A 15,825-nucleotide genomic window follows, 5' to 3' on the forward strand; every position below is an offset into this window, starting at 1 on the left:
TACCTACTCACGCCCGACGATTAGCGCCAGCTCAGCGGTACGATTGGCGTAGCCCCACTCATTGTCATACCAGGCATAGAGTTTTAACTGAGTGCCGTTGACTACCATGGTAGAGAGTGCATCAATAATCGAGCTGCGCGGGTCGGTGCGGTAATCAATCGATACCAGCGGGCGCTCTTCGTAGCCCAGGATACCGGCAAGCTCACCATCGGCGGCAGCTTTAAGCGCCTGATTAACCTGATCTACCGTCACTTCCTGCGCAAGCTCGAACACCATATCGGTAAGGGAAGCGTTAGCCAGGGGCACACGAATCGCATGGCCATTTAGCTTACCTTCCAGCTCTGGAAAAATGGCTGTGATGGCTTTTGCTGAACCGGTGGTGGTGGGTATTAAGCTCATGCCGCAAGCGCGCGCACGACGCAGATCTTTATGCGGGGCATCCAGAATCGTTTGGGTATTGGTGATGTCGTGCACGGTAGTCATGGAACCGTGGCGGATACCAAACGTTTCCTGAATGACCTTGACCACCGGTGCCAGGCAGTTGGTGGTGCAGCTGGCAGCAGTGACGATCTTATGTTGAGCTGGGTCGTAAAGATGATCATTTACTCCCACCACCACATTGAGCACGCTCGCTTCTTTCATAGGCGCACTCACTACTACACGTCCGACGCCTTGGTCGAGATACGCTTGAAGCTTTTCAGTGGTTTTCATTTTGCCAGAGCATTCGATAACGACATCGCTGCCTGACCAGTCGCTATCGGCAATTGCTTTATTAGCGCTAAAAGCAATAGATTTACCATCGATAACGATCGCGTTATCAGTTGCCGCGATGCCCTGCCCTGGGACCCAATGGCCGTGTACCGAATCAAACTCCAGCAGGTGGGCAAATGTTGCCGCATCACCGCCAGGGTCATTGATACGTGAAAGCTCAACGCTGCCCGCCTCAATCTGCGGCCACAGACTGCGTAGCGTTAAGCGCCCAATACGCCCAAAACCATTAATACCAATACGCAGTGCCATAATGACTCCTAATCTTAATTTGCTCGGCGCCCGTTTTGCTGCGCTATCTGTATCTCGAAAGCTGCCCCAAATATACGCCAAAACATATATTTGTGATTAAAAAAATACAAAATCAAGCAGGCCCACTGTTCTATTGTGGGCCTGCTAAGTAGGCGTTAATTAGCCATAACGACCGGAGATATAATCTTCGGTTTTTTTCTTGGCCGGGGTTGAGAACATTACTTTCGTATCGTTGTACTCAATGATTTCCCCCAGGTGGAAAAAGGCCGTATAGTCCGCTACCCGCGCCGCCTGCTGCATGTTATGCGTCACCGTAATAATGGTGAACTGCTCTTTCAGCTTATCCATTAAATCTTCGATAGTCGCTGTCGAAATTGGGTCAAGCGCTGAGGTTGGCTCATCCATCAGAATCACATCGGGTTGAACCGCAATGGCACGGGCAATACACAACCGCTGCTGCTGACCACCTGACAGAGAGGTGCCCGGTTCCTGCAGTTTGTCTTTCACTTCGTTCCACAGCCCCGCGTCGCGCAATGCTTTTTCAACCAGTTCATCCTGCTCAGCTTTACGGCTTACCAAGTCGTGCATACGCGGCGCGTAGGCTACATTTTCATAAATGGATTTCGGAAAGGGATTTGGCTTTTGGAATACCATCCCTACCCGCCGGCGCAGCGCCACTTCGTCCATTTTAGACGCGTTAACGTCACGCCCATCCATCTCGACCAACCCTTCCGTACGCACGCTAGGAATCAAATCGTTCATGCGGTTGAGGCAGCGTAAGAAGGTCGATTTACCACACCCGGAAGGGCCAATCAGCGCCGTCACATTTTTCTGGAATAGATCAATATTAAGATTCTTCAGCGCTTGGTTTTTGCCATACCACAGGTTCAAATCGCGGACCCGGATGCTTAAATCATGGCAGGCCTGATTGTTACGTGTATAGGGCTGCCCAACGGCTGGTTCATGCTGGTCGTTCATTACAGGTGCTTGGCTATTCATAGCAATGTCCTCTATAACGCACTGGCCTACCAGCGGCGCTCAAATTTCTTACGTAACACAACGGCAAAAGCGTTGAGTGAAATGAGTATGGTGAGTAGTACCAAAATACCGCCGGCCGTTTTCTCTACGAACGCCTGCTCAGGTTCACCTGACCAAGTAAATATTTGCGCAGGTAACACTGTCGCTGCTTCGGTAAATGAAGCGCTCACATCAGGAATAAACGCCACCATCCCAACAATAATCAGCGGCGCCGTTTCACCCATCGCTTGCGCAAGGCCGATAATGGAGCCGGTCATAATGCCAGGCATGGCTAACGGTAAAACATGATCACGTACGACCTGCCAGCGTGAACAGCCTACCCCAAATGCAGCGTGACGAATGGAATCCGGCACACTGCGCAGCGCTGTCCGCGTGGAAATGATAATGACCGGCAATGTCATCAGCGCAAGCGTCATACCACCGGCTAACGGCGACGAACGCGGCACTCCGAAGAAGTTAATAAAGATCGCCAAACCTAGCAAACCGAATAGGATCGACGGAATCGCGGCCAGGTTATTGATATTGATTTCAATAGCTTGGGTAAAGCGGTTATCCGGCGCGAACTCTTCCAAATAGACCGCCGTCATGACGCCAATAGGAAACGAAATTGCCAGCGTTACGATCATGGTCATCACGGTACCGACCACGGCCGATAAAATCCCTGCATACTCAGCAATCTTTGAATCACCATTGGTAAAAAACGTTTTATTAAACCGTAAATCTACCTTGCCAGACTCTACCAACGCATCAATGGTCTCTTGCTGCTCGGTGCTCAATCTATTGCGGTGGCCCTTTAGGTATTGATCCACCTCGCTGGTCGCCAACACCCACTGTTCTTCACTGGTACCGATCATGCCGGGATTGTTGCGAAGCTCCATCGGGATCACACGCACCATCGTTCGACTGATAATGGGAAGTAACTCTTCATCGAACGCTTGGCGTCCGTCGGTTGCTGCTTCTTCGGTATAGTTGATCTCTACTTGTACGTACGCTTGCTGGAAAGCAGGCAGCCCCTTAGTCAGCATGTCGGCAAAAAACAACACTAGGAATAAGCCTGCCAGGCCCAACGATCCCATGGAAATCCACTTTAAGCGGGCAGATTTGCGGTGACGCCGCTTAAGCTGCTGGCTGATTTCGTCAAAAGTATGGCTCATCGAAACAGTTCCTCAGCGTTAAAGGTTATTCACGCGATATTTTTCGCGGAAGCGACGGATCATCAGCACAGACACCAAGTTAAGTGTGAGCGTGACAGCAAACAGAACTAAACCAAGTGCGAAGGCAGACAGCGTCTCCGCGCTTTCAAACTCTTGGTCGCCCGTCAAAGCCGCCACAATACGCACTGTCACCGTGGTCATATCTTCCAGCGGATTAGCGGTCAAGTTGGGGCGCATACCTGCGGCCATTACCACTATCATGGTTTCACCCAGCGCCCGCGACATACCTAGCAGCGCTGCTGAGATAATCCCTGGCAACGCGGCAGGGATGACTACATCACGAATGGTTTCCCCTTTAGTCATCCCCAATGCCAGCGACCCTTGACGCATGCTATCCGGTACCGAGTTGATCACATCATCGGAGAGCGATGAGATAAACGGTATGATCATAATACCCATCACCACACCTGGCGCGACGGCGTTATTGTAAGAAGCATCAAGGCCAAAAAATCCGGCGATGTTGACGATAATCGGCGCCACCGTAATCGCCGCGAAAAAGCCGTATACAACAGTGGGTATACCCGCCAATACTTCCAAAACCGGTTTCGCGATAGTGCGCACATTACGCGGCGCGTACTCTGACATGTAAATCGCTGACAGCAAACCGATAGGCACCGCCACCAGCATAGCGATGGCGGTAATCATAAAGGTACCGGCGAATAGCGGTACTGAGCCGAATTCTGCACCAGCCCCGTCTCCACGACCCGCTGATGCTAAAAAGCTTGCGCCGGGATTCCATGTAGTGCCGGTAATAAATTCCCAAAAGCTGTGCATTTGGAAAAAACGCAGCGCCTCGGAAATGATCGAGAACAAAATACCGAACGTCGTGAAAATCGAGATTAACGCTGCCCCGGCCAAGACCAAGCGGATTACCCGCTCAATGGCCTGACGGGCGTGAAAATCAGGTTTGACTTGATTCAGACTCACCATCAGCCCTATGGCTGCTATCACTAAGCTCGCCGCCAGCAGATAAAGCGTTGGAATGTCTGCGCCCATTATTAGCAAAACAAAAGCGCCCAGCGTACTCACTAGCACGGCTGGCCCGGCGGTCGAGAGCACGGTAAACCAAGCGTATTGATCTGGCTGAGCAAACATAGCCGTTCCAGCACTGCGTAGGCGGGCGGCTTTTGAACGGCCAGCAAAAAACGCTAGCAGCCCCAGCAGCAGTAACGCACCGCAAAAAATCAGAAGAAGCTGGTTAGTCTGCATCGAATTTCTCTCGCATTACCTAATGAAATCGTATTGGCGACTACTTTGGGGCACAAACATTACAGCAATGTGACAAACGCCAATATATAACTGCCGCAAAGACGAAAGGCCGACAGCTTACGCTGTCGGCCATTTTTATTTCTAACGAAACTAATTACTTAAGAACATCTGCTGACATGGTAGTGCGGTCTGCTACCGCCTGACGCCACTCTTCACGCTCATCTTCCGGCAGAACGATCAGGCCGATATCACGCAGGTAACCATCTTCGCCAATCATCTGCTCGCTCATAAACATGTCGACATAGTCATACATTGGCGGCACTTCTTCAGCGTGCTGGTTCTTCACATAGAACCACAGTGAGCGTGCAATCGGGTATTCACCTGAGCTAATCGCATCAGCCTCTGGCGCGACACCTTCAATGCTGGCGGCGCTAATCGTGTCAGTGTTCTCTTCGAGGAAAGAGTAGCCGAAGATACCAAAGGCACCGGTGTCTTCAGACAGGCGCTGAACGATCAGGTTGTCGTTTTCACCGGCATCAATGTAAACACCGTCAGAGCGAATTTCGGTATAGGCTTCTTCATACTCGTCCATCTCTTCAGAAGCCGTTTCCATGACCAGTTCTTCAAACGCGTCACGGGTACCAGAGGTAGTCGGCGGACCATAGATGGAGATTTCACGGTCTGGTAGCGATGAGTCGATATCACTCCAATTGGTGTAGGGGTTATCGACCAGCTCGCCGTCCTGAGGCACTTGTGCCGCAACGGCCAGGAAAAGCTGCTCTAGAGTAAACTCAACGTCATCATTGGAGCTTGATTGGCCCAAAACGATACCGTCAGAACCGATTTTAGCTTCGGTAATGTCCGTAACGCCGTTCTCTTCACAACGCTCGAACTCAGACACTTTCATGCGACGTGAAGCGTTGGTGATATCAGGGGTGCCTTCACCTACACCATTACAGAACAGACGCAAGCCGCCGCCCGAACCGGTTGATTCGATAACAGGCGTGGGATTACCAGTCGTAGCACCGAACTCTTCAGTTACGTAGCTGGCAAATGGATAAACGGTACTGGAGCCTACGATACGGATTTGATCACGTGCTTGAGCAACACCGGCAACGCTCATAATGGCAGCCGCGAGCACGGTGGTTTTTAGAATACGGTTCATGCGAAATACTCCTGTTCATGTAGGGATCTGGCCTTCGCAAGGCATACCTTGCACTGGTTCGATGACAACTTCATGACAGTGAGTAAGTGGTGAGAAATTATTACCAGGCGGGTTAAACCAAATTCTTCATCGCCACAAAAGTGCTAATGCAGCGAAGGTACATAAGGCCAGCGATGCGCCTTGTAATAGGCGCCTATCCAAGCGGTGCGCAATAGCATCAGCGATAGCATTGCCGATCAACACCGAGGGTAAAAAAGTAAGCGCGACCTGAAAATGCCACAACTGGATCTGATCAGCCAAGGCGAGGGTGATTAAGGTCAACATTGAGGTCAAGATGAAAAAGGCGGCAAGGTTTCCCCGCACGCGATCAGCTGGCAAGCCGTGCATTAACAGCACCATGGGCGGACCGCCAATAGCAGCAACGGTGCCAAATATGCCAGATACCACACCGGCACCAAATAGCGTTATTCGGTTGACCGGCAATCGAAAGCGACACAGTGTAACGAGCACAGCAAACAGCACGATGACCGCAATCAGTTTTTCTAGCAGAAACATGGGAGCGGCGAGTAATAGCCAAATTCCCAACGCATTGCCAGGCAGGCGCCCCACTAATGCCATGCCGATAGAGTCGAGCCGCACCTCGTGCCAGTAGTGACGCACCATCAACAGCGAGACGGTAAAACCAAACAGCACGAGAATAACGGGCACCAGTTTTGGCTCAAGCATCAGCAGCAGAGGCGCGCCGATAACGGCCAAACCGAAGCCGGTCGCGCGCTGGACGAAGGCTCCCAGCAGCAGCACGGCTGAACAAGCTAACCAAGTATTGAGCGGTAAGTTAACCCAGGCCAGCAGGCTATTCATCCCTGTTGCTCATTTACGGCGGGGGCCCTGGTTAGTTTGCGTACGCCAATATTCCCCAGCAAAGCGGCACCCAGCATCGTCAGTACCATTGGCCAAAGATGCTCAACTTCAAACAACCCCACCATTACCCCAGCCAGAGCACCACAGGTAAATTGTATGCCTCCTAACAGTGCCGTTGCCGTAGCGCTAATATGGCCAAAATGATCCAACAACGATGAGATTGCGTTGGGCGTAATTAGTCCTATCATTCCGGTAAACAGCATAATCAGCGGCACCACAATCACTAGCGACGCAATATTGAGGGCGGTCACTGCGACTAGCCCCAGCGCAGCTATTAACTGTACGAGGAGTCCCAAGCGTAAATTTTGTTGCGGTGTACGCTTGCGCAACAAATGGATATTGACCCGATTAGAAAGCGCGATGACCACGACGTTGACGCCAAAAACGAGCGGATAGACACCGGGAGACAGGCCAAAATAGTCAAGGTAGAGAAACGGCGAAGCGGTCACAAACGCAAACAGGCCAGCGAAAGAGGCTGCCACTGCGCAAATATAGCCCATGCCTTCACGATGCTTAAGCACGCTAGCATAGTTGCGTATGACTTGGCGCGGTGATGCGGCGGGTAACGACATATCACGAGTCTCAGGCAGTCGTGTTCCCAACAACCACAGTAAAAAGGCGGCATAGACGGCTAAAAAAACAAAGATTAGCCACCAACCGGCAACATGCAGCAGCAAACTGCCCACGGCTGGCGCCACCAGCGGCGCCAGCATCATAATCATCGCCATGGTGGACATCACCTTGGCGGCCTCGCGCCCGCTAAAGCAGTCGCGCACTATTGCCGCCGAATTGACCACGCAGGCTCCGCCCCCCAGTGCTTGTATAAACCGCCATGCCAGCAATGTGGGCAAACTGTCCGCCATCGTAATGGCTAAGCTCGCCAGCATAAACACCACCAGTCCACCTAGAAGCACTGGCTTTCTGCCCATGCGATCCGAAAGCGGGCCAAAGCAGAGTTGGCCCAGCGCAAAGCCGAACAAAAATACGCTGATGGAGAGTTCAGTACGATGAATACTGGCCCCGATGCTCTCGGCAATTATACCCATGGCAGGCAAATAAGCGTCGATAGCAAAGGGTGCCAGCGCCGTATTGGCGGCCACCAACAGTGCTACCCGGCGAGGATTAAGATCCATGGGTCTCCTTAAGGCGATAATGCACGCACTGGAATAGATAGGCCGCTAATCATAGCCGATTTTAAGGCGTTTGTCGGGGTGGGTACTATCGAACAATAGCCCTTGGAGATGGCCAGGGGCTTATCAAGGTAAGGAGAGCTTAGTTGTGCGTCGTGGCGTCTTGCGACTCAAGCATCTCAACCAGCGGCTGAAACTGCTCACGGTTATGCTCGTTCATATGCATTAAAATACGGTGGGCTTCCAGAATGCGATCGCGTAGTCCTTCCTCGTCAGCGGGTTCTTCAGGCAACTCTTCAAGGGCATCGTTAAGAGTGGTTGGCTGCTGTAACGGCGCTTCCATCAGCGTGAAAAAGCGCGCAAAGCCCATCACATCCAGCATCTGCCGTACATCAGGATTATCGACAATAATTGTCGGCGACTGCTCCAGGCGTCCTTTTACCGCCATTGCGACCTTAGCCAAAAAGCCAAGCGCCGTAGAATCTACGTTGGTAGCTTCGCGCAGGTCAATCAATACGGCACGCAGACCCGGCGTCTCGGCGAGACGTTGGGCTTGGGAATCCAACGTGGCGCAGAGCGTCAAGCGCACATCACCACACAGTTTTAAAACAAAAACACCAGAATCGAACGCCGCTTTAATGCGGCCTTCTTCAATCAGCATGACCAAATCCGCTCACCATCATGATTGTTAGATCATCGGGTAAAGCATCGCGCTCTTGGTTGGCATCAAACTCCGCATCTCCTTCTGCAAGAAGTGCGTTTGTTTTGGCTAGCCGTTCGCGCAACTGCTCAAGCGTGACACTCTCGCTTACTAATTGCTCAAGTTCCTTGAGCCGCGTGTCGAGCGTTTTACCCGGCAAGCATTCCAATACTCCATCTGAGCAGAGCCATAGACGAAATTTATTCGGCAATGCACAACTCAGGGAAGGATACTCCACATCGGGGAAAAGGCCTACCGGCATTCCCTCACCTTCTAAACGGCGTAACTCTCCCTCTGCCGCTAAAAGAGGCATGGGAAGCTGTGCGCCGAGCGAATAGTGCAGAGTATGCGCCTCATGGTCAATAACACCGACAAATAAGGTGGCATGTTTGCCAATGTCGGTGCCCTGCAATTCACGGTTCATCGCCTTTAACCAATCAGGTGGCAGATTCTCCGGCTGCTGACCATCCCACTCACTCAGCCAGCGGTTGCATAAATATTTGAGCAGAACGGTAACAAACGCCGATGAGGCGCCATGCCCTGACACATCGGCGAAATAAAAGGCACTGTAGCGCTCGTTATAGCGTTGGTAATCGAGGAAATCACCGGACAAATAGAGCGAAGGCGCAAATATGTAGTCGTAATATACCCCGTTGATCACTTTGGGCCGCAGCGGTAACAAACGCCGCTGAATATGCCCCCCGCTCTGCTGATCCATCCGCAGCAACGCCAGGTGTGTCTCTAGGCTCTCATTTAACTCCGCCAGCCGCGCATGGTCACGCTCGCGCTCCAGCGCCAAATCGTTGAGTTCAATGGCCTTGCGGATCATTCGTCGTAGCAGCTCGGCGTGACGCAGGGGGTGGACTATATAGTCCACTAGCCCTACATCAACTGCTTTGATCAAGTCGGCGTCCTGACGCGAGTCACTAACCACCAGGGTCGGCAGGCGGCGCGTTAACTGCGACCACTGCTGCCTGGATACTGCACGAGCATGAGCAACAATAAGTGCCGTGTCAGCGGGCAAGTGTTCGATGTTATCCGCTGCATACACCCACATACCATCACAGGTAATCGCTTCAGCCAGTGCATCGCGCTCATGACCTGGTTCGTCGATCACCGCGATCAACTGCTTAGTATGAGCCATTATCAGCCTCAATCGGTGACGTCATTGTCACCAAAGTCGCTATTATCCCCATCACTGTTATCAACGTCGCTGTCATCGAAGTCGCTGTCATCGAAGTCGCTATCATCGAAGTCGCTATCATCAAAATCAAAGGTGTCACTGGCAAACGGATCATCACCCAATTCCCCATCGTGCACCTCAAATTGGCGGCTCTGTAAATAAGCATCACGAATAAAACGATAGCGATCACCACGAATCAACTCTTCCTGATCAAGCAAACCCGCACGCGTGTCAATCAGATTGAGTGCGGTAAGGCTTACTCGAACAGTATCGTCGTCGACATAGGTAACGGGATAGGCTGCCATATCAGCCGGCATACCGGTGGTGTCCCGCAGTGTGCTGGGGCCGAAGAAAGGTAACACCAGATAACGCGAATCTTCCCACCCCCATACCGCTAACGTTTGGCCGAAATCTTCTTCATCGGCGGTAATTTCCATACGGGTTGCAGGATCAAGCAGCCCGCCAAAACCTACCGTGGTGTTAATCAAAAAACGGGATGTGGCGAGACCCGCGTTGGCCGGTTTACCCTGCAGCACGCTATTGAGCGCATTACGCACTTCACCTAAGTTGGCGAAAAAATTGCCTACCCCGGTTTCCACCGGGTCAGGGGTAATGGTGCGATAGCCTCTTGCCACTGGCTTCAACGCATAGCGATCCAGCACATCGTTAAACGCAAACACTTTACGGTTAAAACCCTCCCATGGATCGTCAGGGTTTGCATTTTCCGCTGTTTGTGTGCTCGCGCAGCCACCGGTTGCTAGTAGCGTCACCAACAGTAGCGGTAATGCTTTGATGCGCAGCGAAAGCGCCGTTTTTTCGTTACTTAACCACTGCCACATGACATTTTCCTTTTTAATTGTGCAGCACGTATACAGAGGCTTAGAGGCGGCGAATGACGACACTGCCAGCGCTATAACCTGCCCCAAACGAACAAATCACACCAACATCACCCTCCACTAGCTGCTCGCGATGGAGATGAAAAGCAATGATGGAACCCGCTGAACTGGTATTCGCGTAGCGATCCAGAATGATCGGTGCCTGGGTTTCGCTTGGGTCGTAACCCAGTACTTTGCGGGCTATTAAATCGTTCATGTGGCGGTTGGCCTGATGTAGCCACATGCGCTTAAGATCGTCACCGCTTAATTCCAAAGACGCCAGATGCTCCGTGATCAATTGGGCAACCATCGGACAGACCTCTCTAAATACCCGCCTTCCTTCCTGCACAAAAAGCTTATCCAACGCCAGCGGGTCGCTGTCCGTTACCCGGTTGAGAAAACCAGCATTATTACGGATCGCATTGGAAAACTTGGTTATCAGGCGTGTACCAAGGATCTCAAATTGCTCATCGGCAACGGCGACGGCGCTGCTTTCAAGTACCATCGCGGTACAAGCATCACCGAAAATGAAGTGGCTGTCACGGTCTCGGAAATTCAGGTGCGCCGAGCAAATTTCCGGGTTAACTACCAGTGCACGCTTTACGCTGCCAGAGGCAATCGCGTTTGCAGCCGTTTCCAAGGCAAACGTAGCAGAGCTGCAGGCCACATTCATGTCAAACCCGTAACCACTGGTACCCAAGATTTGCTGTACTTCTACCGCCACGGCGGGGTAAGCACGCTCTAAATTCGAGCAGGCGACGATAACCAGCTCAATGTCCGCGGCATCTACCTTAGCAGCGGCCAATGCCTGTCGGGCAGCAACAGCTGCCATCTCGCACTGGATAGAAGGTTCATCATTGCCCCGGTGAGGCAGTTTAGGCCTTAGGCGCTGTGGGTCAAGAATACCCGACGCATCGAGCACATAGCGGCTCTTAATACCTGAGGCTTTTTCGATAAACTCGCTGCTGGAGTGAGCCAGCGGCTCTCGCTCACCTCGCGCAATCGCCTCAGCGTGCTGCTCATTTTCAGCGTCTACCCACGTGTTAAATGCCGCCACCAGGGCCGCATTATCAATGGCGTGTTCCGGTGTATAGAGTCCTGTACCGGTAATCACCACATGTGTCATGCCTATCTCCTCTTAGCGGCTTGCCGACGTGACTGGCCATCATCAATAGCGAGCGCGTAACTTACGGCGAACCCATACTGTTACTGTGTGCGTAAAATAGCGGTTTTTCCAGCAGCTTTTTCAACCGCTATTCTCAAATACTCATTCCAACGGCTTCTCCGGCAACTCACTAAGCGCTAACTATTTCTTGCCAACGCTTTTCAAGTCGCTTCACTGAGACTGCCATATGGGTGCCTAATTGCTGGGCGAATAGTGAGACCCTAAGCTCTTGCAACCACCAGCCAAAAGCAACCAACTCAGGGTTTTCCACTTGCCCTCGCCGTTCGCTTTCGCGGCGGGCATCAAAACGGGCTTCTAGCGCTTGGACGTCCTGCATCATCATTAGATCGCGGCCACGCTCACGGGCAGCTTTTTCAAGCCGAATCAGTGCCGCCTCGGTATAACGTGGATATTCATCCAGCCACTCTCCGGCATCACGAATAAAGCCCGGGTAGACCAGACGCTGCATCTGTGCACTAACATCGCTATACACCAGTGCCAAGGCAAAATTGAGCTTACCTTTTAGTACTTTGCTGACTGCAAGGTGGCCCTGCAGCGCGGCATCCACCTTCACTAGCAGTGCTTTGGCCTCGCCAACGAGCTGGGGCTGTGTCTCTTTTAGCCGCAGTCTGAACTCGTCATCTGAGCGCGGCAGTGGGTGCTGAGCAACCACCTGAGTAAACACGGCCAACAATAGATCGTCGATCAACGCCTGCTTGCTACCCACTTTGGCAAACAGCAGCGCGCACTTCTCTACTCCGGGCAACTGTTTGATCACTTTGGCCTGTTCGGGCAGCTTGGCGATGGCTAGCCGCGCAATGCCTTCCTGATGGGCGGCCTCTGCTTTTGCCGGGTGATCAAACAAAGCCACCTTGAACTCGCTGGCGTCGGCTACCAGGGCAGGATACGCCTCTACGCGAATGCCTGCCTGGGTAGTCACACGTGACGGGGGGAGCGGCGTTTTGGGTAGGCCTGCAACAGCAGGCTCATGACTGACCTGTTCAGCCAACGCCTGCACACCAGCGCTGGCTGCCGCTTCAAAGCGTTGCTCTAACGCACGGAGATCACGCCCCTGCCCAAGGGTTTCGCCTGCGTGATCAACTACACGAATATTCATGATTAAATGCGGTTCGAGCAGGTCTAAACGCCAGTCGTCGGGGTGTACCCGTGTCGATGTACGGCGTCGAATAAATTCCCCTAGCGCCTCGGTTAACGGGCGTTGGTCGGGCACCAGGGTTTCAAGTGCCGCGTCGACCCAATCGGGAATCGGCACTACTTGGCGGCGAATACTTTTGGGTAACGATTTCATCAGTGCAATGCATTTTTCGCGCAGCAATCCTGGCACCAGCCACTCTAGTGCGTGCACAGGCACCTGCGGAAGCATCGCGGCGGGTACGGTCAACGTGACACCATCGTCCTCCGCTTCGGGATCAAAGTGGTAGCTAACCGGGTACGCTACACCCGCCAGGGTTAAATGATCGGGGTACTGCGCCTGGGTGACGTCCCCGGCGTCACGCGCTTTAAGCGAATCCAGATCGAAATGCAACAATTTGGGGTCGCGTTGTTCGGCTTGCTTACGCCAATGCTCAAACCCCTTGCCATTGACGATTTCGGCCGGAATTCGCTGGTCATAAAAATCAAACAGCGTGTCTTCATCGACCAAAATATCACGCCGGCGAGCGCGATCTTCCAGTGCTTCAACTTCGTCAATCAACGCTCGGTTATGATCAAAAAAAGCGCCTTTGGTCTGAAACTCACCTTCGACCAGCGCACGACGAATAAACAAATCGCGTGATTCTTGTGGTGCTATCGGGCCGTAATGTACCTTGCGCCGCGCTACGATCGGCAGACCAAATAGTGTTACCTGCTCAAAAGCCACCACCTGCGCGCGCTTCATTTCCCAATGCGGTTCGCTGTAGCTACGCTTAACCAGATGCTGTGCTTGAGGTTCAATCCACTGTGGATCTATTTTGGCCACAGTACGAGCAAACAGTCTCGATGTCTCCACCATTTCGAATGCCATGATCCACTTCGGCGATTTTTTAGCCAATCCTGAGCCGGGGTGGATCATAAACTTCCGGTTGCGGGCGCCCAGATACTCCCGGTTCTCAATCAGCGTACCCAGATTGGAGAGTAGCCCAGACAGCAGCGCCTGGTGCACTTTACCGGAGGTTTTACGCCGTGCTTGGCGTGCTTGCTCTTCGCTCTCGTCTTCATCCCGCGGCGTCGGCGCGGGCACCTCAATATCCATATCGCGCAGCAATTGGCGGAGCTGGCGGAAGGTGTCGTGCCACTCGCGCATACGCAGATAGTTGATGTAGTGCTCACGACACCAACGGCGCAGCTGATTACCCGACAGCGCCTCACGGGCATTTTCAATGCCGTGCCACAGATTCAACAAGGCGACGAAGTCTGAATCGGGGTCATGCCAACGCTGATGCGCCTGATCGGCGGCTTGGCGTTTATCTGCTGGCCTATCTCGAGGGTCCTGTATGGCCAAAGCCGAGACCACAATCAGTACATCGCGCAAGCTACCGACCTCGGCGCCCGCCAACACCATTCGTGCCAGGCGTGGATCAATCGGCAACCGCGCCAACTTACGACCAAGCGGTGAGAGGTGCTGCTGTTCATCCACCGCACCAAGCTCAAACAGCAAACGAAAGCCGTCTTTGATAAAGCGACTATCGGGCGGATCAACGAACGGAAATGCTTCTATATTGCCGAGCTTAAGACCCAGCATCGATAGAATTACCGACGCCAAGTTGGTGCGCTGAATCTCAGGATCGGTAAAGCCAGGCCGGGATAAAAAATCTTCTTCGCTGTAGAGGCGAATACAAACGCCTTCGGCGATCCGACCACAACGTCCTTTACGCTGGTTAGCGCTGGCTTGGCTAACCGCTTCCACCGGCAGACGCTGGATCTTAGAGCGGTAGCTATAGCGGCTAATACGCACGAGGCCGGGATCGATCACGTAGCGTATCCCAGGCACCGTCAGCGATGTTTCGGCGACATTGGTAGCAAGCACGATTCGCCGCCCACGGTGGGACGCAAATACGCGATTTTGCTCTTCGTTCGAAAGCCGGGCGTAGAGCGGTAGAATTTCGGTACCTTTCAGCTCGGCACGGCGTAGGGTATCCGCTGTTTCACGGATTTCACGCTCGCCGGGCAAAAATATCAGTACGTCCCGAGGGCCGTGCAGCCAACCTTTCTCACGTTCAATGGTTTCAATTTCTTCCACCGCATGCAAAATTCCCTCTTGCAGAGTGCGGTCTTCTTCATCGTCCTCGTCACGCACCAGAGGCCGATAGTGCACCTCGACGGGATAGGTCCGCCCGGTGACTTCCACCACTGGCGCTGGCGTTTTCGTCGTTCCGAAATGTTGGGCAAAGCGCTCAACATCAATGGTCGCCGAGGTAATGATAACCTTTAGGTCGGGCCGCTTGGGGAGCAAGCGCTTGAGGTAGCCAAGCAGAAAATCGATATTCAGGCTTCGTTCGTGGGCCTCGTCGATAATAATCGTGTCATAACGCAACAACAGCGGATCATGTTGCGTCTCGGCCAACAAAATTCCGTCGGTCATCAATTTGACTAGTGTGCTCGGGCTACTCTGGTCGGTGAAGCGGACCTGATAGCCGACTTGGTCGCCCAGGGTGACTTCCAGCTCATCTGCCAAACGACTGGCCACGCTACGGGCGGCCAAACGACGTGGCTGGGTGTGACCAATCAAGCCCCGGCGACCTCGCCCCAGCTCCAAGCACATCTTAGGTAGCTGGGTGGTTTTGCCGGAACCGGTCTCCCCCGCCACCACCACAACCTGATGATCGCGTATGGCGTTAAGAATATCTTCGCGACGCTCTACCACCGGCAGGTCTGGCGGATAGTTAAGCGTGACTTGCTGGGCCTCACGCTGGCTAAGTTGCTGCCGAGCGCGACTGATCTCGCGCTGCACTTCCTGCAACCCACGGCTAATCGGCTTGTTATCTCGCAGACGTCGGCTCAAACCGGCCAGGCGTCGTTCCAGCCGTTCTGCATCGCGCAACATCACTTCACCTACGGCCTGTTTCAGCGCAGCGAGGCGTTGGCTATCGGAGGGAGCTGGAGATGTCTCGGTGGTCACGATTGAGTCGGCTTCCATTCGCTTGGGCATTTAACAAGAGATTTTAGTAAGAGTTATAAAAAATCAACCCGCTCAATTGAGCGGGTCG

The 15,825-nt window shown here is 53.1% G+C and carries 12 protein-coding genes; all 12 read right to left on the bottom strand.

The annotated features are described in order from the left end of the window. Positions 1 to 3: 3 nt before the first annotated feature. A complete protein-coding gene (locus ACW44H_RS12135) occupies positions 4 to 1,020 on the bottom strand; it encodes an ArsJ-associated glyceraldehyde-3-phosphate dehydrogenase (protein ID WP_457504721.1) in 1,017 nt (338 codons plus the stop codon). A gap of 159 nt (positions 1,021 to 1,179) precedes the next feature. Next, complete coding sequence (gene pstB, locus ACW44H_RS12140) at positions 1,180 to 2,019, bottom strand: phosphate ABC transporter ATP-binding protein PstB (protein ID WP_113270931.1); 840 nt, start codon at positions 2,017 to 2,019, stop codon at positions 1,180 to 1,182. Positions 2,020 to 2,045: 26 nt separating this feature from the next. After that, on the bottom strand, positions 2,046 to 3,212 hold the full coding sequence (gene pstA, locus ACW44H_RS12145) for a phosphate ABC transporter permease PstA (RefSeq protein WP_457504724.1): 1,167 nt from the start codon (positions 3,210 to 3,212) through the stop codon (positions 2,046 to 2,048). A gap of 18 nt (positions 3,213 to 3,230) precedes the next feature. Beyond that, the gene (gene pstC / locus ACW44H_RS12150) at positions 3,231 to 4,481 is read right to left on the bottom strand and encodes a phosphate ABC transporter permease subunit PstC (protein ID WP_113270929.1); all 1,251 of its coding nucleotides are present in this window, start codon (positions 4,479 to 4,481) and stop codon (positions 3,231 to 3,233) included. A gap of 154 nt (positions 4,482 to 4,635) precedes the next feature. Further along, on the bottom strand, positions 4,636 to 5,646 hold the full coding sequence (locus tag ACW44H_RS12155) for a PstS family phosphate ABC transporter substrate-binding protein (protein ID WP_457504726.1): 1,011 nt from the start codon (positions 5,644 to 5,646) through the stop codon (positions 4,636 to 4,638). A 126-nt stretch (positions 5,647 to 5,772) separates the two neighbouring features. Next, on the bottom strand, positions 5,773 to 6,507 hold the full coding sequence (locus tag ACW44H_RS12160) for a sulfite exporter TauE/SafE family protein (RefSeq protein WP_457504727.1): 735 nt from the start codon (positions 6,505 to 6,507) through the stop codon (positions 5,773 to 5,775). Beyond that, positions 6,504 to 7,700, bottom strand: a complete 1,197-nt coding sequence (locus ACW44H_RS12165) for a multidrug effflux MFS transporter (RefSeq protein WP_457504729.1) — start codon at positions 7,698 to 7,700, stop codon at positions 6,504 to 6,506. Before ACW44H_RS12165 ends, ACW44H_RS12160 begins: the two co-directional genes overlap by 4 nt. Before the next feature lie 139 nt (positions 7,701 to 7,839). Next, a complete protein-coding gene (locus ACW44H_RS12170) occupies positions 7,840 to 8,358 on the bottom strand; it encodes an STAS domain-containing protein (protein WP_457504730.1) in 519 nt (172 codons plus the stop codon). Continuing rightward, complete coding sequence (locus ACW44H_RS12175; protein WP_457504731.1) at positions 8,348 to 9,541, bottom strand: PP2C family protein-serine/threonine phosphatase; 1,194 nt, start codon at positions 9,539 to 9,541, stop codon at positions 8,348 to 8,350. The genes ACW44H_RS12170 and ACW44H_RS12175 overlap by 11 nt, the downstream gene beginning before the upstream one ends. A gap of 8 nt (positions 9,542 to 9,549) precedes the next feature. Continuing rightward, positions 9,550 to 10,419, bottom strand: coding sequence for an MlaA family lipoprotein (locus tag ACW44H_RS12180; protein ID WP_457504732.1), 870 nt, complete (start codon positions 10,417 to 10,419; stop codon positions 9,550 to 9,552). 40 nt (positions 10,420 to 10,459) lie between these two features. Then, positions 10,460 to 11,581, bottom strand: coding sequence for a beta-ketoacyl-ACP synthase III (locus ACW44H_RS12185; protein WP_457504733.1), 1,122 nt, complete (start codon positions 11,579 to 11,581; stop codon positions 10,460 to 10,462). Between the two features lie 169 nt (positions 11,582 to 11,750). Continuing rightward, the gene (gene hrpA / locus ACW44H_RS12190) at positions 11,751 to 15,755 is read right to left on the bottom strand and encodes an ATP-dependent RNA helicase HrpA (RefSeq protein ID WP_457504735.1); all 4,005 of its coding nucleotides are present in this window, start codon (positions 15,753 to 15,755) and stop codon (positions 11,751 to 11,753) included. Between the last annotated feature and the right edge of the window lie 70 nt (positions 15,756 to 15,825).

The organism is Vreelandella sulfidaeris Esulfide1 (assembly GCF_054072535.1).